At 65.7% G+C, this 24,044-nt stretch carries 21 protein-coding genes and 1 tRNA gene; 13 read left to right on the forward strand and 9 right to left on the reverse strand.

Going from position 1 to position 24,044, the window contains the following annotated elements; all coding sequences use genetic code 11:
* The first annotated feature begins 25 nt into the window (after window positions 1-25).
* From AC3IT0_RS08040 to AC3IT0_RS08050, 3 genes are all read left to right on the forward strand, one after another.
* A complete protein-coding gene (locus AC3IT0_RS08040; protein WP_489323751.1) occupies window positions 26-718 on the forward strand; it encodes a lysophospholipid acyltransferase family protein in 693 nt (230 codons plus the stop codon).
* Window positions 715-2,265, forward strand: coding sequence for a ribosome biogenesis GTPase Der (der, locus tag AC3IT0_RS08045; RefSeq protein WP_489323203.1), 1,551 nt, complete (start codon window positions 715-717; stop codon window positions 2,263-2,265). The genes AC3IT0_RS08040 and der overlap by 4 nt, the downstream gene beginning before the upstream one ends.
* Before the next feature lie 147 nt (window positions 2,266-2,412).
* A tRNA-Pro gene (locus tag AC3IT0_RS08050) sits at window positions 2,413-2,489 on the forward strand.
* 169 nt (window positions 2,490-2,658) lie between these two features.
* Here the strand turns inward: AC3IT0_RS08050 and AC3IT0_RS08055 are convergent.
* Both AC3IT0_RS08055 and AC3IT0_RS08060 read right to left on the reverse strand, forming a co-directional pair.
* Complete coding sequence (locus tag AC3IT0_RS08055; RefSeq protein ID WP_489323204.1) at window positions 2,659-3,528, reverse strand: Fpg/Nei family DNA glycosylase; 870 nt, start codon at window positions 3,526-3,528, stop codon at window positions 2,659-2,661.
* A gap of 4 nt (window positions 3,529-3,532) precedes the next feature.
* Entirely contained in the window at window positions 3,533-4,168 is a 636-nt protein-coding gene (locus AC3IT0_RS08060; RefSeq protein WP_489323205.1) for a hypothetical protein, read from the reverse strand.
* A 118-nt stretch (window positions 4,169-4,286) separates the two neighbouring features.
* On the opposite strand from AC3IT0_RS08060, the gene gcvH reads away from it, so the two are divergent.
* The 5 genes from gcvH (at window position 4,287) to AC3IT0_RS08085 (ending at window position 7,370) form a co-directional block, all read left to right on the forward strand.
* Window positions 4,287-4,670, forward strand: coding sequence for a glycine cleavage system protein GcvH (gcvH, locus tag AC3IT0_RS08065; RefSeq protein WP_489323206.1), 384 nt, complete (start codon window positions 4,287-4,289; stop codon window positions 4,668-4,670).
* A 145-nt stretch (window positions 4,671-4,815) separates the two neighbouring features.
* Entirely contained in the window at window positions 4,816-5,292 is a 477-nt protein-coding gene (locus AC3IT0_RS08070; RefSeq protein ID WP_489323207.1) for an FHA domain-containing protein, read from the forward strand.
* A gap of 23 nt (window positions 5,293-5,315) precedes the next feature.
* Window positions 5,316-6,032 (forward strand): transcriptional regulator FtsR, encoded by a 717-nt coding sequence (ftsR, locus tag AC3IT0_RS08075; protein WP_489323208.1) that lies wholly within the window; start codon window positions 5,316-5,318, stop codon window positions 6,030-6,032.
* A complete protein-coding gene (locus tag AC3IT0_RS08080) occupies window positions 6,032-6,535 on the forward strand; it encodes a bifunctional nuclease family protein (protein WP_489323209.1) in 504 nt (167 codons plus the stop codon). Before ftsR ends, AC3IT0_RS08080 begins: the two co-directional genes overlap by 1 nt.
* 238 nt (window positions 6,536-6,773) lie before the next feature.
* Window positions 6,774-7,370: a MerR family transcriptional regulator gene (locus AC3IT0_RS08085; RefSeq protein WP_489323210.1), complete on the forward strand. Its 597-nt coding sequence runs from the start codon at window positions 6,774-6,776 to the stop codon at window positions 7,368-7,370.
* 113 nt (window positions 7,371-7,483) lie between these two features.
* Here the strand turns inward: AC3IT0_RS08085 and AC3IT0_RS08090 are convergent, their stop codons facing one another.
* On the reverse strand, window positions 7,484-8,305 hold the full coding sequence (locus AC3IT0_RS08090; RefSeq protein ID WP_489323211.1) for a ParA family protein: 822 nt from the start codon (window positions 8,303-8,305) through the stop codon (window positions 7,484-7,486).
* Window positions 8,306-8,606: 301 nt separating this feature from the next.
* On the opposite strand from AC3IT0_RS08090, the gene AC3IT0_RS08095 reads away from it, so the two are divergent.
* The gene (locus tag AC3IT0_RS08095) at window positions 8,607-12,008 is read left to right on the forward strand and encodes a pyruvate carboxylase (protein WP_489323212.1); all 3,402 of its coding nucleotides are present in this window, start codon (window positions 8,607-8,609) and stop codon (window positions 12,006-12,008) included.
* 81 nt (window positions 12,009-12,089) lie between these two features.
* On the opposite strand, the gene AC3IT0_RS08100 is transcribed toward AC3IT0_RS08095, so the two are convergent.
* Window positions 12,090-13,898 carry an AMP-dependent synthetase/ligase gene (locus tag AC3IT0_RS08100; protein ID WP_489323213.1) on the reverse strand — a complete coding sequence of 603 codons (1,809 nt, stop codon included), beginning with the start codon at window positions 13,896-13,898 and terminating at the stop codon, window positions 12,090-12,092.
* A 178-nt stretch (window positions 13,899-14,076) separates the two neighbouring features.
* On the opposite strand from AC3IT0_RS08100, the gene AC3IT0_RS08105 reads away from it, so the two are divergent.
* Window positions 14,077-15,165 (forward strand): ROK family glucokinase, encoded by a 1,089-nt coding sequence (locus tag AC3IT0_RS08105; protein WP_489323214.1) that lies wholly within the window; start codon window positions 14,077-14,079, stop codon window positions 15,163-15,165.
* 10 nt (window positions 15,166-15,175) lie between these two features.
* On the opposite strand, the gene AC3IT0_RS08110 is transcribed toward AC3IT0_RS08105, so the two are convergent.
* From AC3IT0_RS08110 to AC3IT0_RS08120, 3 genes are read right to left on the reverse strand one after another with little or no spacing between them, the layout of a single operon-like run.
* Window positions 15,176-15,823 (reverse strand): hypothetical protein, encoded by a 648-nt coding sequence (locus AC3IT0_RS08110; RefSeq protein WP_489323215.1) that lies wholly within the window; start codon window positions 15,821-15,823, stop codon window positions 15,176-15,178.
* The gene (locus AC3IT0_RS08115; protein WP_489323216.1) at window positions 15,816-16,610 is read right to left on the reverse strand and encodes an alpha/beta hydrolase; all 795 of its coding nucleotides are present in this window, start codon (window positions 16,608-16,610) and stop codon (window positions 15,816-15,818) included. The genes AC3IT0_RS08110 and AC3IT0_RS08115 overlap by 8 nt, the downstream gene beginning before the upstream one ends.
* Complete coding sequence (locus AC3IT0_RS08120) at window positions 16,607-17,428, reverse strand: alpha/beta hydrolase (RefSeq protein ID WP_489323217.1); 822 nt, start codon at window positions 17,426-17,428, stop codon at window positions 16,607-16,609. Before AC3IT0_RS08120 ends, AC3IT0_RS08115 begins: the two co-directional genes overlap by 4 nt.
* 111 nt (window positions 17,429-17,539) lie before the next feature.
* Between AC3IT0_RS08120 and AC3IT0_RS08125 the strand changes: the two genes are divergently transcribed.
* Complete coding sequence (locus AC3IT0_RS08125; protein ID WP_489323218.1) at window positions 17,540-18,319, forward strand: lysophospholipid acyltransferase family protein; 780 nt, start codon at window positions 17,540-17,542, stop codon at window positions 18,317-18,319.
* Between the two features lie 71 nt (window positions 18,320-18,390).
* The gene (locus tag AC3IT0_RS08130) at window positions 18,391-19,782 is read left to right on the forward strand and encodes a class II 3-deoxy-7-phosphoheptulonate synthase (protein WP_489323219.1); all 1,392 of its coding nucleotides are present in this window, start codon (window positions 18,391-18,393) and stop codon (window positions 19,780-19,782) included.
* Between the two features lie 52 nt (window positions 19,783-19,834).
* On the opposite strand, the gene pknB is transcribed toward AC3IT0_RS08130, so the two are convergent.
* Together pknB and AC3IT0_RS08140 are read right to left on the reverse strand one after the other, a co-directional pair.
* Window positions 19,835-21,907, reverse strand: coding sequence for a Stk1 family PASTA domain-containing Ser/Thr kinase (gene pknB, locus AC3IT0_RS08135; protein ID WP_489323220.1), 2,073 nt, complete (start codon window positions 21,905-21,907; stop codon window positions 19,835-19,837).
* Between the two features lie 113 nt (window positions 21,908-22,020).
* Window positions 22,021-23,424 (reverse strand): lytic transglycosylase, encoded by a 1,404-nt coding sequence (locus AC3IT0_RS08140; RefSeq protein ID WP_489323221.1) that lies wholly within the window; start codon window positions 23,422-23,424, stop codon window positions 22,021-22,023.
* 240 nt (window positions 23,425-23,664) lie between these two features.
* Here AC3IT0_RS08140 and AC3IT0_RS08145 point away from each other — a divergent pair, with 240 nt between their 5' ends.
* Window positions 23,665-24,018, forward strand: a complete 354-nt coding sequence (locus tag AC3IT0_RS08145; RefSeq protein ID WP_489323222.1) for an Rv2175c family DNA-binding protein — start codon at window positions 23,665-23,667, stop codon at window positions 24,016-24,018.
* Window positions 24,019-24,044: the final 26 nt, after the last annotated feature.

Genomic DNA, 24,044 nt, shown 5'->3' on the forward strand with positions numbered 1-24,044 from the left:
CGTGCGGCTTCCCTCCGGCCTGACCATGACCTGGAGCCGGCCCGTCGGCTGGCTCCTGGACCACGTGGTGTACCGGACGTCCGTCACTGGCCGGGACAACGTGCCTACAGGCGGGCCGGTGATTTTTGCCGGCAACCACATCAGTTTCCTGGACGGGCCGGTGATGTTCGGCGCGTCGCCGCGTCCCATGCACATTCTGGTTAAGAAGGAAATGTTCCAGGGTTTGCTGGGCCGGGTCCTTCGGGCCTCCGGCCAGCTGCCGGTGGACCGCTCCGGGGACCGGGCGGCGCTGCTGCTGGGCAAGGACATGCTCGACGCCGGCCGTTGCATCGGGATCCTCCCGGAAGGTACGCGGGGGAGTGGCCAGGCAACGGACATCAACAACGGTGTCGCTTGGCTGGCGCTCAACTCCGGGGCACCCGTCGTTCCGGTGGCGATTCTCGGCACCCGGACGGGCAACGAACACCTTGACACGGTGCCCAGGCCGGGGCGGCGGTTCCACGTCAGCTTCGGCAACGCACTGACCCTCAGCCGAAACCCCGGCGAAACGGGCCGTGCTTCAATGGACAGGGCGGGAATGGAAATCCGCGCTGCGCTTGCGGGGCACGTCCAGGAGACCATTCAACACAGCGGGCAGCCTTTGCCCCACGCGGACCCACCGCTCGAACCAGCAGTAGCCGGGACGCCGGCAGATGACCACTTAAGGAAAGTGTTATGAGCGATACGACTCAAACTTCCGGCCACTCCGGCGCCGGCGAAGACGAATACACGCCCACCGGCACGGACCAGGTGGCCGAGCGGCTGGCTGCCATGGACGACGACGAAGCGGAGATGCGTGCCGCGTCGCTCCGGGCCGGCCTGGATGACTACGAGCTCGACGAGGAAGATGCCGCCCTGCTGAGCGGGGACTACGACGACGAGGACTTTGACGGTCCGGTCAAGCTCGATCCCGTCCTTGCCATCATCGGCCGTCCCAACGTGGGCAAATCCACTCTTGTGAACCGCATCCTGGGCCGCCGCGAAGCCGTGGTCGAGGATACTCCCGGCGTGACGCGGGACCGGGTGATGTACTCGGCACACTGGAACGGGCGCAACTTCACCGTGGTGGACACCGGCGGCTGGGAGCACGATGCCCGCGGCATCCACGCCCGGGTGGCCGACCAGGCCGAAATGGCCGTGGAGCTGGCCGACGCCGTGCTCTTCGTCGTCGACTCAGCGGTGGGCGCCACCGCAACGGACGAGGGCGTTATGAAGATGCTCCGCCGCAGCAAGAAGCCAGTCATCATGGTGGCTAACAAGGTGGACGACTTCGCCCAGGAAGCGGACTCGGCCACGCTCTGGGGCCTCGGCTTCGGCGAGCCCTACCCGGTTTCGGCCCTCCACGGCCGCGGCGTCGCCGACCTGCTCGATCACGTCATGGACACCCTGCCGGAGTTCTCCACGATTGAGGGCCTGGAACGTTCCGGCGGTCCGCGCCGCATCGCCCTGATCGGCCGCCCGAACGTGGGCAAGTCATCGCTGCTGAACAAGCTGGCAGGGTCCGAGCGTGTAGTAGTGGACAACACCGCCGGTACCACTCGTGATCCGGTGGATGAGTTCATCGAACTCGGCGACCGCACGTGGCGCTTTGTGGACACGGCAGGCATTCGCCGCCGCCAACACATGGCGCAGGGCGCCGACTACTACGCCTCCCTCCGGACGCAGGCCGCGCTGGAGAAGGCGGAGGTCGCCGTCGTTCTTCTCGCCGTTGACGAAGTCCTCAGCGAGCAGGACGTGCGAATCCTGCAGCTGGCCATCGAGTCGGGCCGCGCCCTGGTGCTGGCTTTCAACAAATGGGACCTGCTCGACGACGAACGCCGCACCTACCTGGAGCGCGAAATCGAACAGGACCTGGCCCACGTGGCCTGGGCGCCCCGGGTCAACATTTCCGCGCTGACCGGCTGGCACAAGGACCGCCTGGTTCCCGCCCTGGACCTGGCCCTGGAGAACTGGGACAGGCGCATCCCCACCGGCAAGCTCAATGCCTTCCTCGGCGAGCTTGTGGCGGCGCACCCGCACCCGGTCCGCGGCGGAAAGCAGCCGCGCATCCTGTACGGCACGCAGGCGTCCAGCCGGCCGCCGAAGTTTGTGCTGTTCACCACCGGATTCCTGGACCCGGGCTACCGCCGCTTCATCACCCGCAGGCTCCGCGAGACGTTCGGATTCGAGGGCACGCCCATCGAGGTGAACATGCGCGTCCGTGAAAAGCGCGGCAAGAAGCGTTAATTCCGACACGCCGGAGGCGTGCAGGCGGCAAAGTGTCACTTGCACCCTCCGGGATCGTGTAAGCTTTTCAAGGTGGTTCGGCCGGACTGCTGAGTTGAAATCCTAGCTAACATCAGGAGTAAACGCAGCGGAGAACGGCGGAACTAACGGGCTGTAGCGCAGCTTGGTAGCGCACTTGACTGGGGGTCAAGGGGTCGCAGGTTCAAATCCTGTCAGCCCGACCAAAGAAACCACAGGTCAGAGGCCGTTTCCGGAGAAATCCGGAGGCGGCCTTTGCTGTTTAATAGGACATAACGTGGTCCCCGCGGGTTTTCCCCGCCGCCCGGTCAATTCCCCCAGCAATGTCCCGGGGATAAGTCCAGGTGGAGGGGACTCGCCAAAAGTGGACGTCGACTATTTCAGGAACTTCGATGTCCGGCGGTCCGCCAGCACCTTGCCGTGTGTCTGGCAGGTGGGGCAGTACTGCAGCGCCGTGTCCGCGAACGAAACTTCCCGGACAGTGTCGCCACAGACTGGGCAGGCCTCACCGGTCCGGGCGTGGACCCGCATGTGGCTGCGTTTGACGTCCTTAAGTTCACCGGGCGCCTTGCCCTCGGCTTCGGCGAGGGCGGTTCCCAGGATGCTGTGGATGGCGTCGTACAGGACCTGGACGGTATCGCGGTCCAGGGACTTGGCGATGGCAAACGGGGAGATTTTGGCGGCGTGCAGGATCTCGTCGCTGTAGGCGTTGCCGATCCCCGCGATGACGCTCTGGCTGCGCAGGACGCCCTTGATCTGTTGGGAAGTGGAGCCGAGAATTTCTGCCAGCATGTCGGCGTCGAACCCTGCGCTGAACGGGTCCGGCCCCAGTGCCGCGATGCCCGGCACATCCCGGGGGTCGCGCACAATGTACACCGCCAGGCTCTTTTTGGTCCCCGCCTCGGTGAGATCCATGCCATGGGCACCGTCCGGCCCGGTGAACGCCAGCCGCATGGCGATGTGGCCCTTTCCCATCCGGAGCTGCGTGTCGGTGGGGGAGTCCGTGAAGCGGACCCACCCCGCCCGGGCGAGGTGGAAGACAAACGACGGCCCGTCGGTGTCAATGCTGACAAACTTTCCGAACCGCCGCACACCGGCGACGGTGCAGCCCTCCAGCGCTGTGAACGGCGGATCCGCAGTCTTCAGCACGGCAAAGGAAACGACCTGGACCTTCCGCACCACGGCTCCGCGCAGGTGCTCGTCCAGGAAACCGGCCAGGCCTGCAACCTCGGGAAGCTCCGGCATGGCTTTACCTGCGGTCAGCCTGGCCGTCGGTCGCGTCCGGCGCGCCAGGAACAGCGGGCGCCTCGGGAGCAGGTGAGCCGGCCGCGGTACCATTGGCCGCCTTTGCAGCCACGGAACGCTCGGCATCTGCCTTCTTAAGCGCTTTCATCTTCTTGCCCCGCTGCCGCCAGACCCTCCACAGGATCAGGCCAACCACAAAGATCACGACGGCGGCGATGGCCGAGATCTGCGTCCACAACGGGAACCAGGTGGCCTCCGTACCCAGGATCCGCTGACCGTTGTGGGCGGCCTGCGAGGTGCCGAACATGATCCCGGCGGTGAGGAGGTTGGGCGTCGCGATGGCCACGGCGGCGAGGACGATGGTCAGCTTCCAGGGCCAGCCCACGGCTTTGCGCGTGGCCTGCCAGGCCACCAGGAGAGGCACGAACGTGAAAGTGAACCCATAGAACATGCCCACGAGGATGCCGGCCCCAAGATTGCCCTGGACCTGGTTGCGGATCACATTCGCCCACCAGACCGGCAGGACGGCCGCCAAGGCAAAGTACGCGATGACGAGAAGCAGCAACGCCACCGCCACAAAGATGATCCGCGCAGCCCAGTTTGCCTTTTTCCCGGGCGTCTCCTGTGCAGGTACTCTCATGCGTCCCATCATGTCAGAATCCTCCTCGAACGCCCGTGGAGTTGTGCCTATACTTTCAGCGGCGGCTTGTTTACCAGGCCCCGTTGACATTGGTGATTGACCCGATGAAAGGCCCCTGATGAGCAACATTCCCGAAGACCTGTCCTACACCGCAGAGCACGAGTGGGTATCCGCACCAAACGACGGCGTGGTCCGGGTGGGCATCACCGATTTCGCGCAGGACGCACTCGGAGATGTTGTCTATGCCCAGATGCCGGAAGCCGGCACCAAAGTCTCCGCGAACGAGGTGGTGGGCGAGGTTGAATCCACCAAGAGCGTCAGCGATATCTATGCTCCGGTCAGCGGCGAAGTCGTGGCACGCAACGAATCCCTCGATACCGATTCGGCCTTGATCAACTCCGATCCGTACGGTGACGGCTGGCTGATCGAGATCCGGCTCGCCGAAGCTGATGCTGTGGAATCCTTGCTCAGTGCATCCGAGTACGAACAGCAGGTAGGCTGAAGCTAACGGGTTCATCCGGTCCGGCCCACGGGCGTCTTCGCACGTCAGTGGGCCGGATCGGGGCCCGGCAACGGATCCGCGAGGCGAATCCGTCAGGGCAAATGTTGATTGCAGGCGTAGAGCTGCAGCGAAAGAGGAGGAATCCATGGTTGGCCACGAACAGGACCCTGCCGAAGGCGACTACGGCACAGGTGCGGCCAGGGCTTCGGAGACCACCTCGATCCATCTCACTCCCGTCACCGACGGGCCCACCATCGCCCCCAAGCTGTCCACGGAAGAACATTCATCCGTGGAGGCACTGCCGGCGGGTTCAGCACTCCTGGTGGCCCACAGCGGCCCGAACGCGGGTGCCCGCTTCCTGCTTGACTCGGACATCACCACTGCTGGCCGCCATCCGGACGCAGACATCTTCCTTGATGACGTCACCGTGTCGCGGCGCCACGTCGAGTTCCGCCGGACTGCGCGAAGCTTTGAAGTGGTGGATACCGGCAGCCTCAACGGCACCTACGTCAACCACGACCGCGTGGACAGCGTTGAGCTACGGTCCGGGAACGAAGTCCAGATCGGCAAGTTCCGACTCACCTTCTACCTGAGCCCTGCCCGCGCAGCAGGCCGCGCCTGATCCCGGGACATTTGCCTGTGGCAATGGCACAACCGGAACGCCGGGGGCCCCAAGTTCTGAACATCGGGGAAGTCCTCGCGCAGCTCAGCGGCGATTTTCCGGGTATGACCGCGTCTAAGATCAGGTTCCTGGAGGAAAAGGGACTGATCAATCCGCGCCGCACTCCGGCCGGATACCGGCAGTACTCGGACGGTGACGTCGAACGCCTCCGTTTCGTGCTGGCGCTGCAGCGGGACCAGTACCTTCCGCTGAAAGTTATCAAGGACTACCTTGATGCGATCGACAGGGGAGAGCGGCCGGAGAACCTGCCGCCCGGCGTCGTGGTTTCACCGCGGATCGTCTCGGATGAACTGGCGGTGGAGCTGCAGAACCGCGGACGGAAATTCAGCGAGGAACAGCTGCGGACCGAATCCGGCGCCAGCATTGCGTTGCTCCAATCCCTGCTGAGCTTCGGGCTGATCAGCCACAGCAACGGCAAGTTCGACGAGCACGCCCTCCAGGTGGCCCGCGCCTGCGTGCAACTGGAGAGCCACGGCCTTGAACCGCGCCACCTGCGTCCGTTCCAGGCCGCCGCGGAACGTGAATTCGGGCTCGTGGAGCGGGCAGTTGCGCCGCTCGCGTCCCGGCGCGATTCCGCGTCACAGGCGCGGGCTGCGGAAGCGGCCCGCGAAATCAGCGACCTCTGCCTGGTCCTGCACCGGGCACTCGTCCAGGACCGTATCTCACGTATGGACATCTGATGATCGAAGTGGAGATTGTAGGAGTTCGCATCGAACTGCCGTCCAACCAGCCGCTGGTCCTGCTGCGAGAGATCCACGGCGAACGCCACGTGCCCATCTGGATCGGGACTCCAGAGGCAAGTGCCATCGCCCTGGCCCAGCAAGGGGTAGTGCCGCCGCGCCCCATGACCCACGACCTCCTGGTGGACGTGGTGGAGTCCCTGGGCCATTCGGTTGTCAGCGTCAACATTGTGGCGGTTGAGGACAACATCTTTTATGGCCAACTCCAATTCGAAAACGGCACCACCGTCAGCTCACGCGCATCGGACGCCCTCGCGATCGCGTTGCGGGCCAAATGCCGCATCTGGTGTGCCGACGCCGTCATGGATGAAGCCGGAGTCCGCATTACCGAGCATGACGAGGGCGAGGACACGGACCCGGGCCCCACTGTGGACGAGGAACGCGAACTGCGGCGCTTCCGTGAGTTCCTGGACGATGTGGAGCCCGAAGACTTCGATGGCTGAGGTCCCGTTAAGGTTAAAGTTGAGCGTGAAAGTTCCGACACGCCTGCGCCAAGCGGCCTAGATCTTTGACCTTGGGGCGCAGCGGGCCTAACGTCGAAGGTATCAAGCTCCCATTGCTTACAGCAGCCGCGCAGGTCACACTGTAAAAGTACGACCCCCGCGAAATTACATGCATGGACTTCATGCGTGCACCGGCTGAAGCAGTGGTCCCCGGGAGCTTATGACAAGGAGGATCCAGGTGAGTCCCAAAGGCGAAGCAGGCGGGCTGAAACAGCCCACAACGGCTGGTGTGGCTGTGCCCGCGAGCGGTGCCCAGGGCCTCCTGTTTACCGAAGACCTTCCCGTCCTGGACGAGGACGCCGGCTACCGCGGCCCCACGGCCTGCAAAGCTGCCGGCATCACGTACCGCCAACTGGACTACTGGGCACGCACCGGGCTGGTTGAGCCCGCAGTCCGCGGCGCCGCAGGCTCCGGCTCGCAGCGGCTCTACGGCTTCCGGGACATTTTGGTCCTCAAGGTAGTCAAGCGGCTCCTGGACACCGGCGTTTCCCTTCAGCAGATCCGCACGGCGGTGGAACACTTGCGCGAACGCGGCGTGGAGGATCTGGCCCAGATCACGCTCATGAGCGACGGCGCGAGTGTCTACGAATGCACATCCGCTGACGAGGTCATTGATCTAGTCCAGGGAGGCCAAGGTGTCTTCGGCATCGCCGTGGGCAGGGTCTGGCGCGAAGTCGAGGGCAGCCTGGCTTCCCTTCCAAGCGAGCACGCCGTCGAACATTCCTTTCCCGACGACGAGCTGAGCAAGCGGCGTGCGGCCCGCAAGACCGGCTGACACATACAAGGCTGACACAACACCAACAGAAGAGGCCACCCCCGGCAAGCGGGGGTGGCCTCTTTTGCTCGGGCGTGCAACCCTGGCTGCAGCGGAGCGCTGCAGCTCTGGGATTACCGCTGGGTACGGTTCCGCAGGCCGCTTCCGGTCGACAGGAGGTTGACGAGGAGGGCGTCGAACAACGCAGCGGATGTCTTCGCGGATTCGCCGGGCCAGTGGTGCACCGGGTGCGCCGCGCCCTGGATCTGCTGCCAGTTCGCCTGTTCAGGGATGCGCGGGCTCAGCAGCAGGTCACCGAACATTGATTCCATTTCCGCGAGCCGGTACGTGTGCTCGGAGGAGCCCGTGCGCACGCGGTTGGCCACAATGCCCGCGGGGGATAGGTTCGGTGCGAATTCCTGCTTGAACAGCTGGATGGCGCGCATGGTCCGCTCCGTTCCCGCCACTGAGAAGAGTCCCGGCTCGGCCACCAGTGCCACCTTGTCGCTCGCGGACCAGGCCATCCGGGTCAGCCCGTTCAGCGACGGCGGGCAGTCAATGAGGACCAGTTCGTAGCGGTCGGCGCCAGCCAGGACTGCGGCAAGCCTGCGGAGGTCACGGCGGCCAAGGTCGGGGCGGTCGTAGATGCCGGTGTACGCCGAACCCACCGCGACGTCCAGTACGGGCGGTCCGGATCCGTTGGTATGCGCCCGTGCCGTCCAGGAGCTGCCCGCGACGTTCTCTGCCAGTTTGGCCCGGCGGGGGCTCTTGAGCATCCTGCCGATGTCCAGCTGGTCGCCGGCCTGGACCCCCAAGGCAGTGGTCGCGTCCGCATGGGGATCGAGGTCCACCACCAGTGTGGGGATGCCCGCGGCAAGCGCCGCAGACGCCAATCCTGTGGTGACGGACGTCTTGCCGACTCCGCCCTTGAGGCTGCTGATGCTGACTACTTGCACTTGTGAGACCAAAACCTAACGCCGGCTGCCGTGTTGGGGGTAATGTTTGCTCCGGCACTGCCGAAGCCGGCGGCTCGAGCCGCCTTACTCATCATATGTGGCTGCGCCGGTGAATCCCGTCTTATGGGGACGCGGCATGGCACGGCGATGGCATGGGTGGCCCGTTCTGCCAGCCTCCGTCGATGCACGCGGGACATGACGGAAGTTTCTGTGACCGTGGCCACAATGATTTGTATTTCTAAGCGCGGGTCTTAGACACTGTGACCACTTACCGATACACCCGCAATGATGCAGGAGAATTATGTTTTCCAAGATTCTGGTGGCCAACCGCGGCGAAATCGCGATCAGGGCCTTCCGTGCCAGCTACGAGCTGGGCGCCAAGACCGTTGCTGTCTTCCCCAATGAGGACCGAAACTCGATCCACCGCCAGAAGGCCGATGAGGCATATCTGATCGGCGAAGTGGGGCATCCCGTCCGGGCATACCTGGACGTTGCCGAAGTGGTCCGAGTCGCCAAGGAGTCCGGCGCCGACGCCATCTACCCCGGCTACGGCTTCCTTTCGGAAAACCCCGACCTGGCCCGCGCTGCACAGGAAGCGGGCATTACCTTTGTTGGCCCGCCGGCTGAGGTGCTTGAGCTGGCCGGCAACAAGGTGGCAGCGCTGAAGGCTGCCCGTGAGGCCGGTGTTCCGGTCCTGAAATCGAGTGAACCCTCGAAGGACATGGATGAGCTGATCGCTGCGGCCGACGAGATCGGTTTCCCCATCTTCGCCAAGGCCGTCGCCGGCGGCGGCGGACGTGGCATGCGCCGCGTCGACACGAGGGAAGCCCTTCCCGAGGCGCTGCAGGCTGCCATGCGCGAAGCCGATGCGGCATTCGGTGACCCCACCATGTTCCTGGAGCAGGCGGTGCTCCGCCCGCGCCACATCGAGGTGCAGATCCTGGCCGACGCCGAGGGCAACGTCATCCACCTCTTCGAACGTGACTGCTCCATCCAGCGCCGTCACCAGAAGGTCATTGAGATCGCCCCCGCGCCCAACCTGGACGAAGGCATCCGCCAGGCCCTTTACCGTGACGCGGTGAAGTTCGCCAAGGCCCTGAACTACGTCAACGCCGGAACCGTGGAGTTCCTGGTGGACACCGTCGGCGAACGCGCCGGACAGCACGTCTTCATCGAAATGAACCCCCGCATCCAGGTCGAACACACCGTCACTGAGGAAGTGACGGACGTTGACCTGGTGCAGGCTCAGCTTCGGATCGCTTCCGGCGAAACCCTCGCGGACCTCGGCCTCGCCCAGGAGACGGTCCAGCTTAAGGGCGCAGCGCTGCAGTGCCGCATCACCACCGAGGACCCGGCCAACGGGTTCCGGCCCGACGTCGGGAAGATCACCGGCTACCGCTCCGCCGGCGGCGCCGGTGTAAGGCTCGACGGCGGCACCGTGTACTCGGGTGCCGAAATCAGCCCGCACTTCGACTCCATGCTCGTGAAGCTGAGCTGCCGCGGCCGCGACTACCCGGCCGCCGTGGCCCGTGCACGCCGTGCCCTCGCGGAGTTCCGCATCCGTGGTGTATCCACCAACATTTCCTTCCTCCAGGCCGTGCTCGACGACGCCGACTTCATTGCCGGCAACGTCGCCACGAACTTCATCGACGAGCGTCCCCAGCTGCTGAAGGCCCGGGTCTCCGCCGACCGCGGCACCAAGCTCCTGACCTGGCTGGCCGAAGTCACGGTCAACAAGCCCAACGGCGAGCTGACCGTGCACTCGGATCCGGCCGCCAAGCTCCCGGCCGTCGCGGATCGGCAGGCAGCACCGGGATCGCGCCAGCGCCTGCTGGAGCTTGGCCCCGAAGGCTTCGCCAAGGCCCTGCGTGAGCAGACCGCCGTGGCCGTCACCGACACCACCTTCCGCGACGCCCACCAGTCCCTGCTGGCCACCCGCGTGCGAACCCGCGACCTCGTGGCCGCCGGTCCCGCGGTCACAGCCCTCCTGCCGGAACTCCTGTCAGTTGAGGCCTGGGGCGGCGCCACCTACGACGTGGCGCTGCGCTTCCTCGGCGAGGACCCGTGGGACCGCCTTGCCGCCCTGCGGAAGGCCCTGCCCAACGTCTGCCTGCAGATGCTGCTGCGTGGCCGGAACACGGTGGGCTACACACCGTACCCGGAGGAGGTGACCGTGGCGTTCGTCAACGAGGCCGCCGCCACCGGCATCGACATCTTCCGCATCTTCGATGCCCTGAACGACGTGAACCAGATGGCCCCCGCCATCCGCGCCGTCCGGGCCACCGGTACAGCAGTAGCCGAAGTGGCACTGTGCTACACCGGCGACATGCTGAACCCGGACGAGAAGCTCTACACGCTGGACTACTACCTGGAACTGGCCCAGCGGATTGTGGACGCCGGCGCCCACATCCTTGCGATCAAGGACATGGCCGGGCTGCTCCGCCCGGCAGCGGCCGCCAAGCTCGTGGCCGCACTGCGCGAACGCTTCGACCTCCCGGTCCACCTCCACACGCATGACACGGCAGGCGGCCAGCTGGCCACCCTGCTGGCGGCAGTTGACGCCGGCGTGGACGCTGTTGACGTGGCCTCCGCCTCGCTGGCCGGGACCACCAGCCAGCCGTCCGCCTCCGCCCTTGTGGCGGCGCTGGCGCACACCCCGCGGGACACCGGCCTGGACCTGGATGCCGTCAGCTCATTGGAGCCTTACTGGGAGGCTGTGCGCCGCGTTTACGCGCCGTTCGAATCAGGCCTGCCGGGTCCCACCGGCCGGGTTTACAAGCACGAGATCCCGGGCGGCCAGCTGTCCAACCTGCGCCAGCAGGCCATGGCGCTGGGTCTGGGGGAGCGCTTCGAGGCGATCGAGGACATGTACACCGCCGCGGACCGGATCCTGGGCCGCCTGGTGAAGGTCACGCCGTCGTCCAAGGTGGTGGGCGACCTCGCCCTGCACCTCGTCGGCCTCAACGCGGATCCCTCGGACTTCAACGAGAACCCGCAGAACTACGACATCCCCGACTCCGTCATCGGCTTCCTGTCCGGCGAACTCGGCGACCCGCCCGGAGGATGGCCGGAACCTTTCCGCACCAAGGCGCTCCAGGGCCGCAGCATCAAGGTCCGCGACGTTGACCTCAGCCCCGAGGACAGCGCCGCGCTCCAGAGTGATTCCAAGACCCGCCAGAGCACGCTGAACCGCCTGCTCTTCGAGGGCCCCACCAAGGATTACCTCAAGAGCGTGGAGACGTACGGCAACATTTCCGTCCTCGACACCCGCGATTACCTTTACGGCCTGCAGCGCGGCGCCGAGCACGAGATCCAGCTGGCGAAGGGGGTCCGGCTGATCGCATCGCTGGAAGCCGTGTCCGAGCCCGACGAAAAGGGTATGCGCACGGTCATGTGCACCCTGAACGGGCAGTCCCGGCCCGTCGTCGTCCGTGACCGTTCCGTGGTGAGCAACGTCAAGGCCGCCGAGAAGGCAGACCCGGCCCAGCCCGGCCACGTCGCCGCGCCGTTCGCCGGCGCCGTCACCGTGACCGTCAAGGCCGGCGACACGGTCAACGCCGGTGACACGGTGGCCACCATCGAAGCAATGAAGATGGAAGCCTCCATTACGACGCCGGTGGCAGGCAAAGTCTCACGGCTCGCCATTTCAGCGGTGGAGCAGGTCCAGGGCGGGGACCTCCTCCTGGTCGTCGAGCAGGGCTAATCAGTCCAGGCATAAAGGAAGGGCCCTCCCGGCTCGGAAGTTCTACTTCCGCCGGGAGGGCCCTTCCTCTTGCGTTGCCGCTTAGCCGCGCGGCGCGCCGTACATTTCCTCGATGACCGTTTCGAAGTCCTTCATCACCTGGGCCCGCTTTACCTTCATGGACGGCGTCAGGTGGCCGGACGCTTCCGTGAAGTCCGAGGCGACGATCCGGAATGCCTTGATGGCCTCCGCCTGCGACACCGAGGCGTTGGCCTGCGTGATGAGGTCCTGCACCGCGGCTTTGACCACAGGGTTCTCGACGGCTTCGTCAAGCGTGCTGGTGGCGGGGAGTCCGTGCCGCTGGAGCCATCCCGGCAGGGCCTCCTGGTCCAGGGTCACCAGTGCGCCGATGAACGGCCGGTTGTCGCCCACCACCAGGACCTGGGAGACCAGCGCGTCAGCCCGGATCTGGTCTTCCAGCAGGGCCGGAACCACGTTCTTGCCGCCGGCGGTGACAATTATTTCCTTCTTGCGGCCGGTGATCCAGAGGAAGCCGTTCTCGTCGAGCCTGCCGATGTCGCCGGTGCGGAACCAGCCATCGGCAAACGTTTCCGCCATCAGGTCATCGCGCTGGTAGTAGCCGCGCATCACACAGACACCCTTGGCCAGGATCTCGCCGTCTTCGGCGATCTTGACCGAGTTGCCCGGCAGCGGCTTGCCGACGGAACCGATCTTGATCAGGGCAGGCGTGTTGACGGAGATCGGGGCCGTGGTCTCGGTGAGGCCATACCCTTCAAGGATCTGCAGGCCGATGCCCTGGAAGAAGTGGCCCAGCCGTTCGCCGAGGGGACCGCCGCCGGACACAGCATGGGCCACGTTGCCGCCCATGGCGGCGCGCAGCTTGCCGTAGACGAGTTTGTCGAACAGCGTGTGCTTGAGTTTCAGCCCCAGGCCAACGTGCCCGGCCTGGCGGGCTTTGGAGAACGCGATGGCGGTCTCCGTGGCTTTGTGGAAGATCGCACCCTTTCCGCCGTCCTCGGCCTTTGTCAGGGCCGAGTTGTAGACCTTTTCGAAGACGCGCGGCACGGCCAGGATGAACGTGGGCTGGTAGCTCTGCAGGTCAGCGAGCAGGTTCTTGATGTCGGGTGTGTGCGCCACGGTGGCCCCGGCGGCCACGGCCAGCACCGAAATGAACCGTGCAAAGACGTGGGCCAAAGGCAGGAACATGATGGTTTTGGCCTGCTCGTTGACCACATGGCCAAGCAGTGCGAGGGCGTTGTCGGACAGCTCAACGAAGTTGCCGTGGGTCAGCTCGCAGCCCTTGGGCCGGCCGGTGGTGCCGGAGGTGTAGATGAGGGTGGCAACGTCACTGAGCCGTGCCGTTGACCGGCGTGCTTCAAGGTCGGCGTCGCTGACGCCCCGGCCGGCCTCACGGACGGCGTCCAGTCCGCCGCCTTCGAGCTGCCAGACGTGCTGGAGGGCGGTGAGGCCTTCCGAACTGGCTGCCTGCCGGATGATGTCCTCGTGGTGGGCGGCCTCGCCGAAGGCGGCCACGGCCCCGGAGTCTCCGAGGTTCCAGGCAACCTGCGACGGCGATGAGGTCTCGTAGATGGGCACCGAGACGGCGCCGGCGAACCAGATGGCGAAGTCGATGAGCGCCCACTCGTAGCGTGTGCGGGACATAATGCCCACCCGGTCGCCCGCTCCCACGCCGCTGGCCATCAGGCCCCTCGCAAGGGCGGAGACGTCCGCCAGGAAGTCTGTGGCGGAGACGTCCCGCCAGGCGCCTGCGGAGTCCAGCCGCGAGAAGAGCGCCGGGTTGCTGGGCTTGGCTGCCTGCCGAAGCAGAAGATCGGTGATGTTGGTTTCCGGTGGGACAACAACCAGGGGCGGAACACTGAATTCGCGCACTATAGCTCCTTTGATATCCATAGACCCGCACAGGGTATGCCTAAAGACTAATACGCCTGTAACGTGGCCGTGCAGAAACAAACCTACTGGCCAGTAACATATGAGTCAAAGGTGAGTGCGCAGGCCATGGGCCCGGCCTCCGGCGCTGCCCGCCCGGCGCGCCCTAGAATGAAGCACTATGTACCCAACGCCCCCCGGCGAGCCAGCCGCTCCGCTCCGACGTCCAGCCCCCTGGCGGCGGCGGCCGCTGGCCTTGAGGGCCCGGCCCAGGCAGGCGGACACATTCCGCGAGCACCTGCGGCTCGGGCGTAAGGGGCTGGCCATCGGCATCGATATCGGCGGCACGAAGGTCGCTGCCGGCGTGGTGGACGCCGACGGGCGGATCCTGAGTGAGGCCCGGCGGTCCACCCCCGGCAGCGATCCGCGTGCGGTGGAGCAGGTCATCGTGGAGCTCGTGGACGAACTCGGAGCCGGCCACAGGGTCTGGTCAGTAGGCATCGGTGCGGCCGGTTGGATGGATCTCGACGGCGGAACCGTGCTTTTCAGTCCGCACCTCGCCTGGCGCAACGAACCGCTGCGGGCAAACCTCCAGCGCCTCCTGCGCCGGCCCGTGCTGCTGACGAACGACGCCGACGCCGCGGCCTGGGCGGAATGGCGCTTTGGTGCGGGGCAGGGCGAGGACAGGCTGGTGTGCATCACCCTCGGTACCGGCATCGGCGGTGCCATGGTGATGGACGGGCGGGTGGAGCGCGGACGGTTTGGTGTAGCCGGCGAATTCGGCCACCAGATCATCATGCCCGGCGGGCAGCGTTGCGAGTGCGGCAACCGGGGCTGCTGGGAGCAGTACGCCTCGGGCAACGCCCTGGGCCGGGAAGCGAGGATCCTAGCGCGGGCCAATTCGCCGGTTGCCCAGGAATTGCTGGCCACCGTCGGCGGTGACGCGGAGCAGATCACCGGGTCGATTGTTACTGAGCTGGCACTCGCCGGCGATGCGGCCTGCCGCGAACTCCTGGATGAGGTGGGCGAATGGCTGGGCCTGGGATTGGCGAACCTGGCGGCAGCTTTGGATCCGGGGCTGTTTGTGATCGGCGGGGGACTCTGCTCGGCAGGGGACCTGCTGGTGGAGCCGGCCCGTAAGGCGTTCGCCCGGAACCTTACCGGCCGTGGCTTCCGTCCGGCGGCCGGCATCGCGCTGGCAGCGCTCGGACCCAACGCGGGGCTCATCGGGGCGGCCGACCTCTCCCGCGTCAGTAGCCGCATGCGGTGACGGACGCTCCTCAGACGCGGGCGCCGTCGTCGTTCTCGTCTTTTTCCTGGGGCAGCTTCATGATCAGGTAAACCACGGCAAGGATGAACACTGCCACCATGCCCACTATCGCCAGCAGCGGCGCGGACCGCCAGAACATAACGGTCAGGAGCAATCCAACGGGCGCGCCAATTGCGCCGAGCCAGGCAAGCATGGTCAGGGGATCCGTCCCGGCAAGACTGGGCGGTTCTTCGGGAACGAAGTCCCCGGCGTCGCCCTCCACGGCATAGTCACGCGGGCCGAACGCGGCGGTGCCGCCCTGGCCGTAACCGCCGGTCCCCTCGCCGACGTCGGCCTTCCCGCCGTCGCCGGCGACCGGCGTCGCCGCCTGCCGCTCGGCAGCGGACAATTCGGTGGGGGCTGTTCCCGCCAGACCCAGCGGATCAAAGTCGCGGAACGTTGCGGACCTGCCGGACCCGGCCACGGCGTCCGGGCCCGCTGGATCAGGAGTTTCAGCGTCCTTATCCGTGGCGTCAGGGCCAGGGGAGACGGCGATGCCCGGCTCCGCTGTGCCGGGAGGGGCGGCAGGTTTCTCTTCGAGCCGGGCCACAAGGTCCAGCCACACAGCATCGTCCTGGTTTGCGCTCTGGTCCGGTGAGCCGGAGTCGGGCCTATTCATGGGCTATGCCCTCCTGGACCTGGGCTGCTGCCGTGCCGGCAACCACCGCGCGGATGAAGTCGGCGGACCCTCGGAAGATCTCCTCGGCGTCGTTATCAAGCGTTGCCACGTGGTAGCTGTTCTCCAGGGTGGTCAGCGTCAGCGGAGCGTTGGTCAGGCCGCGGCGCAGCGCTGCCACGCTCGTGTCTGAAACTACGTGGTCCACGGTGGATCGGAAGACCCGCACGGGCGCGGTGATGCGGGGGAGCAGCCGGTTGGTGTCCTTGAACATCTTGTTGAGCTCATGGGCCGCGGCTACGGGCGTTCGCGGGTAGGCGCCCTCGTCCATCCCGGGCTTGAGGATGTCGTTGGCAATGGCCGGGGTGCTCTTCAGGACCAGTTTCAGGATGCCAGCCAAGGGCGCGCGGGGATCATCAATCACCAGTCCGGGGTTCACCAGGATCACCCCGGCCACGGGCCGGGTGGCGGCAATTCTCAGGGCCAGGGCACCGCCCATGCTCAGCCCGGCGACGAAGACGTGGTCGCACTGGGAGTCCAGGTCCAGGTAGGCGTCGTCCAGTGCACCGTGCCACTGCGGCCAGCGTGTGCGCGCAAGCTCCTGCCAGCTGGTGCCGTGCCCGGGCAGCAGCGGCATGCGTACGGCGAAGCCGGCGTCGGCGAGCGACTGGGCCCACGCGCGCAGCCCGTGCGGACTGCCAGTGAATCCGTGTGAGAGGACCACTCCGATCCGGGCTCCGTCGCCGTTGGCGGGACTGCTGAAAGGGCTGTGGTCCGGTAGGCCGGTCATGAAGTCTCCGAAGTGGTGTGAGGTGTGGCCGTGGCTCGGGCTGACGGTGCGGTGCTGGGTGTATGGGCAAGGAAGAAGGCGCTGGAACGGGCAAAAATCTCGGGTGCATCAACATCCAGGGTGGCCACATGACCGCTGTTATGCAGGTCCACTACCTCCACCAGGTATGGTCCCAACCGCTCCCGCAACGTGCGGAATGAGGTAGCCGGAACCACGACGTCCGAGCGGGACTTGAACACCTGCACCGGGGCGGTGACCTGGTGCAGGCCACGGGTGGCTGCGCCAAAAAGCTTCTTGAGCTCGTGTACGGCTGCCAACGGAGTCCGCGAGTAGTCACCGTCATTGGTAACTGCCGCCGTCGGCTGTTCCTCCTGGATGGGCACGGTGGTGCGCTGGAAATACTTGAGCACTCCGATGACCCGCACGCGGCGGTCATAGAAGCTGAGGCCGGGATTCACCAAGGAGACGCCGGCAACGGGATGCCTGGCGGCGGTCAGCAGCGCGATGGCGCCGCCCATCGAGAGGCCGGCTACAAAACAGTGCTCTGTCCGGGTGCTCAGCTCCAGGTATGCCGCTTCGAATGTGCCGTACCAGTCACGCCAGTTCGAGCGCGCGAGCTGCCGCCAGTCCGTGCCGTGGCCGGGCAGGAGCGGCACCGACACCGCGAATCCCTGGGCGGCGAGGTCCTCTGCCCAGGGCAGGACGCTGAGCGGGCTGCCGGTGAAGCCATGGCAGATGGCAATCCCGGTGGTGGCATTGGGTCCGTGGCCGGGATAGCTGAAAGCGGCAGGCCGGGGCGCGATGCTGCTTTCTGTCATGACACCATCGTGTCATTGTTCGCGACAAATCTCACTAGAGTAGGGTTGCAGTGAAGTGCCCGCCCGGCCCGACGAAGGGCCGGCCGGCCGGTTTCCGGAGAGGTTCGTCACGTGTTCTATTGGGTCATGAAGAGGATCTTCCTGGGGCCGGTGCTGCGGCTTCTTTTCCGCCCCTGGGTCAAGGGCCTGGACAATGTTCCGGCGCAGGGGGCGGCAATAATCGCCTCGAACCACCTGTCTTTCTCCGACTCCATCTTTATGCCGCTGATGGTCCGCAGGCCGGTGGTTTTCCTGGCCAAGTCCGAGTACTTCACCGGCACAGGCATCAAGGGCAGGCTGACGGCCATGTTCTTCAGGCTCACCAACCAGCTGCCCATGGACAGGTCCGGCGGCGCGGCGTCGGCTGTTTCGCTTAACGCCGGCATGGATGTCCTGACCGGCGGCGGACTGCTGGGTATCTACCCTGAAGGGACCCGCAGCCCTGATGCTCGCCTGTACCGGGGCAAAGTAGGCGTCGCCAGACTGGCCCTGCAGGCGGGTGTGCCCGTGATTCCCGTGGCCATGATCGGCACGGACAAAGTTCAGCCCATCGGCAAACGGATGCCGAATATCCGGCGGATCGGCATGATTTTCGGTGCTCCCTTGGATTTCAGCCAGTACGCAGACCAGGCTGAGGACCGGCTGGTCCAGCGCAAGGTCACCGACGAAATCATGTTCGAGCTGATGCGGCTCTCCGGCCAGGAGTACGTGGACGAGTACGCTGCCGTGGTGAAGCTCCGCCTTACGGGGGCAGCGGCCACCGAGGCCGGCGGCGCTTCCGCGAAAAACGCCGATGCTGACGGCGGTGCTGACGGCACAGATGCCGAAGGCAAGGACCCGGCGGCGGGCTGACTGTGACGCCGCTCTCGGTACGCGTGACGGACAGGTGTCCAGAACCCCGCCGCGCGCATTAGTCTTAGACAGTGACTGAGCTATCTGCAAAACCTGCCTTTTCGCTGTCCAGTACCGCCCAGAGCGGAGCAGCCAACTATCCAGGCCTGGATGATTGGCGGGACCTTCCCGTTTCCCAGCAGCCCAGCTGGCAGGACAAGGACGTTTTCGACGCATCTGTCGGGGAACTTTCCGTGCTCCCGCCGCTGGTTTTCGCCGGCGAGGTGGACATTCTCCGGGAACGGCTGGCGGCTGCGGCAGAGGGCAAAGCCTTCCTGCTGCAGGGTGGCGACTGTGCCGAGACGTTTGAAGCCGCCACGGCGGATAAGATCAGCGCCCGGGTCAAGACCATCCTCCAGATGGCCGTAGTGCTCACCTATGGTGCAGCGATGCCCGTCATCAAGATGGGCCGGATGGCCGGCCAGTTCGCCAAGCCCCGGTCCTCCAATGACGAGACCCGCGAAGGCGTTACCCTCCCGGCGTACCGCGGCGACATCGTCAACGGCTACGAGTTCACTCCTGAGTCCCGCGGCCATGACGCCGGCCGGATGCTCAAGGCGTACCACACCTCCGCTTCCACGCTGAACCTCATCAGGGCCTTCACGCAGGGCGGCTTCGCTGACCTGCGCTCGGTGCACCAGTGGAACAAGGGCTTCACCGAGAACCCCGCTCACGCCCGCTACGAGTCGCTGGCCCGTGACATCGACCGCGCCATCAAGTTCATGGCGTCCTGCGGCGCAGATTTCGAGGCACTCAAGCGGGTGGAATTCTTCGCCAGCCACGAGGCCCTGCTGCTGGACTATGAGCGTGCACTGACCCGCATCGATTCGCGGACAGGGTTCCCATATGACACCTCGGCGCACTTCCTGTGGATCGGGGAGCGCACCCGCGAGCTCGACCACGCGCACGTGGACTTCCTGTCCCGCGTCCGGAACCCCATTGGCGTGAAGCTGGGCCCGTCGACAACCGGCGACAACGCCCTCCGCCTGATCGACAAGCTGGACCCCGAGCGGGAGCCGGGCAGGCTGACCTTCATCACCCGCATGGGCGCGGGCAATATCCGCGAGAAGCTTCCCGCCATTGTGGAGAAGGTCACCGCCTCCGGCGCCAAGGTTCTCTGGGTCACCGATCCGATGCACGGCAACACCGTCACCTCGCCCAACGGCTACAAGACCCGCAACTTCGACGACGTCATTGACGAAGTGCGCGGGTTCTTCGAAGTCCACCACGCCCTGGGCACGGTTCCCGGTGGCCTCCACGTGGAGATGACCGGTGACGACGTCGCCGAATGCCTGGGCGGTGCCGATCCGGTGGACCAGGAATCCTTCCTCGACAAGTACGAGTCGGTCTGCGATCCGCGCCTGAACCACATGCAGTCACTCGAAATGGCGTTCCTGGTGGCCGGGGCGCTGGCCAAGCACTGACCGCTTGACGCGGAGTCGGGCTTCCGCGATGGTGTGGCCGGCAGACCGCCGGCTACACCACCGTGAGGGTTACGACGGAGCCTTCAGGCACTTTCTTCTTCACCGGGTCCTGGTCCCGTACCGTGCCGAAGAAGCCGCCGAGGATATTGTTCACCCGTACCTCGAAGCCCAGTGCGCGCAGCGCTTCCTCGGCTTCCTTGGCTTGCTTGCCGATGAAGCTGGGGACTTCCACCAGCTTGGGTCCATCGGAAATGGTCAGTGTCACTGTCCCGCCCTTTGTCAGGGTGCCGGTCGCGGGCGACTGCGCGGCAACCGATCCCTTGGGCACGTTCCTGTCGTTGACTTTGTCCTTCGCGACATCGGCCTTGAGTCCGGCAGCCTCGATGGCGCTGACGGCGGCGTCCTCGTCCAGTCCGACGACCGACGGAACGGGGATCGGCTGCGGGCCCTTGGAGACGGACAGTGCTACCGGAGTGCCATGGCGCGCAGGGGTTCCTGCGGCGGGATCCTGGGCCAACACAACGCCGGCGGCAACTGCGTCATCAAATTGCTCAGTGACGGTACCCAGCGCCATCTCGGCTTGGTTCAGTGCGTTTTTCGCGTCGTCAAGGGTTCCGCCGGTCAGTTTCGGGAGCTCAAACAGTTGCGGGCCCTTGGAAACAAACAGGGACACCGGCTGGAACTTCCTGGCCTCGGTGCCGGCAGCCGGGTCGGAGCCCACCACGAGTCCGGACGGAACGTCGTCGTCGAAGACGTCGTTGGTACGCGACTGGAACCCCGCTTCGCTCAGCAGCTGCTGGGCCTGGGCCACTGACTTGTTGGCGACCGCCGGAATGGTGCCCGGCGACCCGGGACCCATGCCGAAGAACCAGCCGGCCCCGGTGGCAAGCAACGCGATGATGACCAGGACCACCACCCAGAGGACGCCGCGGCGCCGCGGGTTGCCCTCGCGCAGGCTCCGGACCGGGGTCGCGGCCGCCCGGGACCTTGCCTTCTCGTCCTCCCTGTCCAGCTTGCGCTGGGCGCGTTTGCTGAGGGGGATGGCTGCCGGCACCGCGTCTCGAGCAGCTGGCCTGGACTGCGCATCCGGCCGGTACTGTTCGCCTGGCCGGTAGTCGGCATCCGGCGGATACAGCGCATGCGGAGCGTGCGGAGGGTGCTGTGGCTGCGGCCGGGAGAAGGATGACATCACGGCAGTGGGGTTGTTGGTGCGGGCGATTATTTCTGTGGGGTTCTGCTGCCCTTCCGGGGCCGCGGCCGGAGGCCTGAGGTCCAGCTCGGCGTCTGTGAGGTTGGTCCGGATGTGGCGCAGTTCCTGCAGCAGGGCGTTGCCGTCCACTGGGCGGTTCTCGGGATCGTTTGCGGTGCACCACTGGACGAGTTCATCCACCTCGGCGGCGAGGCCGGGCACCAAGGCCGACGGCGGGCCGACCGTTTCATTCACGTGCTTGTACGCAACCTGGATGGGGACCTCGCCGTCGTACGGCTGCTGGCCGGTCAGCATCTCATAGAGCATGATGCCCACCGAATAGATGTCACTCCGGGTGTCCGCCTGTTTTCCCAGCACAAGCTCGGGGGAGAGGTAACCCACGGTACCGATCAGCGTCCCGGTACTCGTGGACGTCGTTACCGCGCGGGCCAGTCCGAAGTCGCCGATCTTAATCCGGCCGTCGTCGGCGATCAGGACGTTCTCCGGTTTCACGTCCCGGTGGATCAGCCCCGCGGCGTGGGCCGCGCCGAGGCCCTGCACCACCGGATCAATCAGGGCAAGGGCCAGGCGGGGAGGCAACGCGCCTTTGGATCTTATGACGTCCCGGAGGGTGTGGCCCTTGATGTGTTCCATCACCAGATAGGCCGTCTGGCCGTCGTTGCCCTGATCCAGGACCCCTACAACGTGGGCGTGGGAAAGCTTCGCGGCGGCTTTCGCCTCGCGGCCCAGCCTGTCCAGGAATGTCTCGTCGGTGGCGAGGTGGGGATGGAGGACCTTGAGGGCAACATCGCGCTCCAGCCGGAGATCCGTTGCCAGATATACGGTGGACATGCCGCCGCGCGCGAGTTTGGAGCGGACGGCGTAGCGGTTGTCCACCAGCGTTCCAACGAGACGGTCTGTCACATGTTCCTGCACCCTACGATACTAATCCCGCATGGAAAAGGGTCCGAACCGACGTGCGGTCCGGACCCCTTGTCGTTATCCCGTGGGCCGGCTTCAGCAAGCCCGGGGCACCATGGCGCAGTGGCTTAGCCGAAGTTCTTCTGGTGCGCCTTGATGGCGGCTACGTAGGCTTTGGTGTCGTCGTACATGCCGTATTTGCTGACCGAGTACTGGCCCTGGTAGTACCCCGCAATTGCTGTGTCCTGGTCTTTGCTGGTGGCGATTAGCCGCTTGATGATCGCCACGCCGGCTGTTGCGTTGTCGTAGGGGTCCAGCAGGTTCAGCTTCCGCCCTACGAGGTCTGAGGCCCACTGCCCGGAGGACGGGATGACCTGCATGGTACCGATCGCGTTGGCCGGTGACACCGCACGCTGGTTGAAGCCCGACTCCTGATGCGCAAAGGCGAGGGCCAGGGAGGGATCCACTCCCATTTGGCGGGCCGTGTCGGCCACAATGGCGCGCATCTCGGCCCGGGACGGGACGGGAGAGGCGTTCAGCAAGGCCTTGTTCTCGTTGGCAGAGCTCACAACGGCCGCGGGGTAGGTAAAGCCCAGGAAGGTGCTCGGTACCAGCGGCGCGGCGGGGGCCGCCGGGGCGGCCGGGGTGGAGGAAGCGGGCTGCAGGGAGGCGCCGGGAATGACCAGCTTGTTGCCGGGGTAGATGACAGTGGTCATGCTCAGCTGGTTGGCGGCCAGGATGGCGGAGAGTTTGACGCCGTGCCTGGAGGCGATCGCTGACAGGGTGTCGCCGGCCTTGATCGTGTATGAGCCACCGGGAGCAGTCGCTGCGGGTGCCGGTGCAGGTGCGGGAGCCGGCGCTGCGGGAGCGGAAGAAGGCTGGACGGCCGAAGCTGGTGCAGCCGGGGCTGCGGGAGCACCAGCGCCGACCTTGATCTTCTGGCCGGGGTAGATGATGGAGCGCATGTTCAGGTTGTTCCAGCTGAAAACGTCCGACAGGCTGACGTTGTGCCGGGCCGCGATGGCGCCCAGCGTATCGCCGGCCTTTACGGTGTAGCTGCCTCCGGCATTGGCCGGCGCGGCTGCGGCGGGGGCCGCAGGCGCCGGAGCGGGGGCGGAACCCGTGCCCGACAGCTTGATCTTCTGGCCGGGGTAGATGATGGTGTTCGGCTGAAGGTTATTGAGCTTGAGGACCTCGTGGGTGTTCAGTCCGAATTTGCCGGCGATTCCGCTGATGGTGTCACCCCGGGCGATGGTGTACTCCGCAGGTGCCGCCGGCTGCATGGGCTGGAAGACAGCCGGAATAGTTGTGGAAACAGAGGCCGCCGGGATCGTGGCAGCCTTCGCTTCGGTTGCCTGTGCCTTCATTGCGGCGGCAAGGGTTGCCGGTATGGCGCGGGCAGGCGCCTCTGCAGCAGCGGGCTGGGCGAGGGCCAATGACGACAAGACAACCGCAGGAAGCGCCGCCGTGGTGACAGCAATCATGGGCAGGCTCTGCCTGGGGGGCTGCTTTGGCGAGCGGGATGTCGTCATGGAAAGAATCCTCTTTCTTCAACTGCCGGGGCGGGAAATGCGGTGTGAATATTGATACTAGTGTTACTTAAGTTATTGCTGTTACAAATGTGATCTATGTGAATCTCTCACGAAAGTTCGCATAGCACAAGAATTCCGCCCCGCGCGGGATCAAGAGTTTTGTGGAGTGTCGCGTGATTCACGGCAATGGCGGTCAAAGCCGACTAGGCGGCAGGGCTCCGGCCGTGGCAACCTTGATCCGTGAGTAACGTAGAAAGCCTTGTGGGCGAGTGGCTGCCCCTGCCGGATGTCGCGCAGATGTTGGACGTTTCGATTACGAGAGTCCACGGCCTTATTGATGAACGCGCTTTGGCGGCACTGCGGGTCGGGGAGCGGCGGATACGTTCAGTTCCGGCCGCGTTTCTCCTGGACGGCCAGGTCGTGGACAGCCTCAAGGGGACCATTGTGGTCCTGGCGGACGCCGGCTATTCCGACGAGGACCTGATCGTCTGGCTGTTTACCCCCGACGAGTCGCTCCGCGGCCGGCCGATTGATGCATTGCGGGAAGGCCGCAAGACGGAAATCAGGCGCCGGGCCCAGACCCTGGCCTGGTAGCAGCACCAAGGGCCCGGACGACGCCG

This window comes from Pseudarthrobacter sp. KH_020_B (assembly GCF_057840185.1).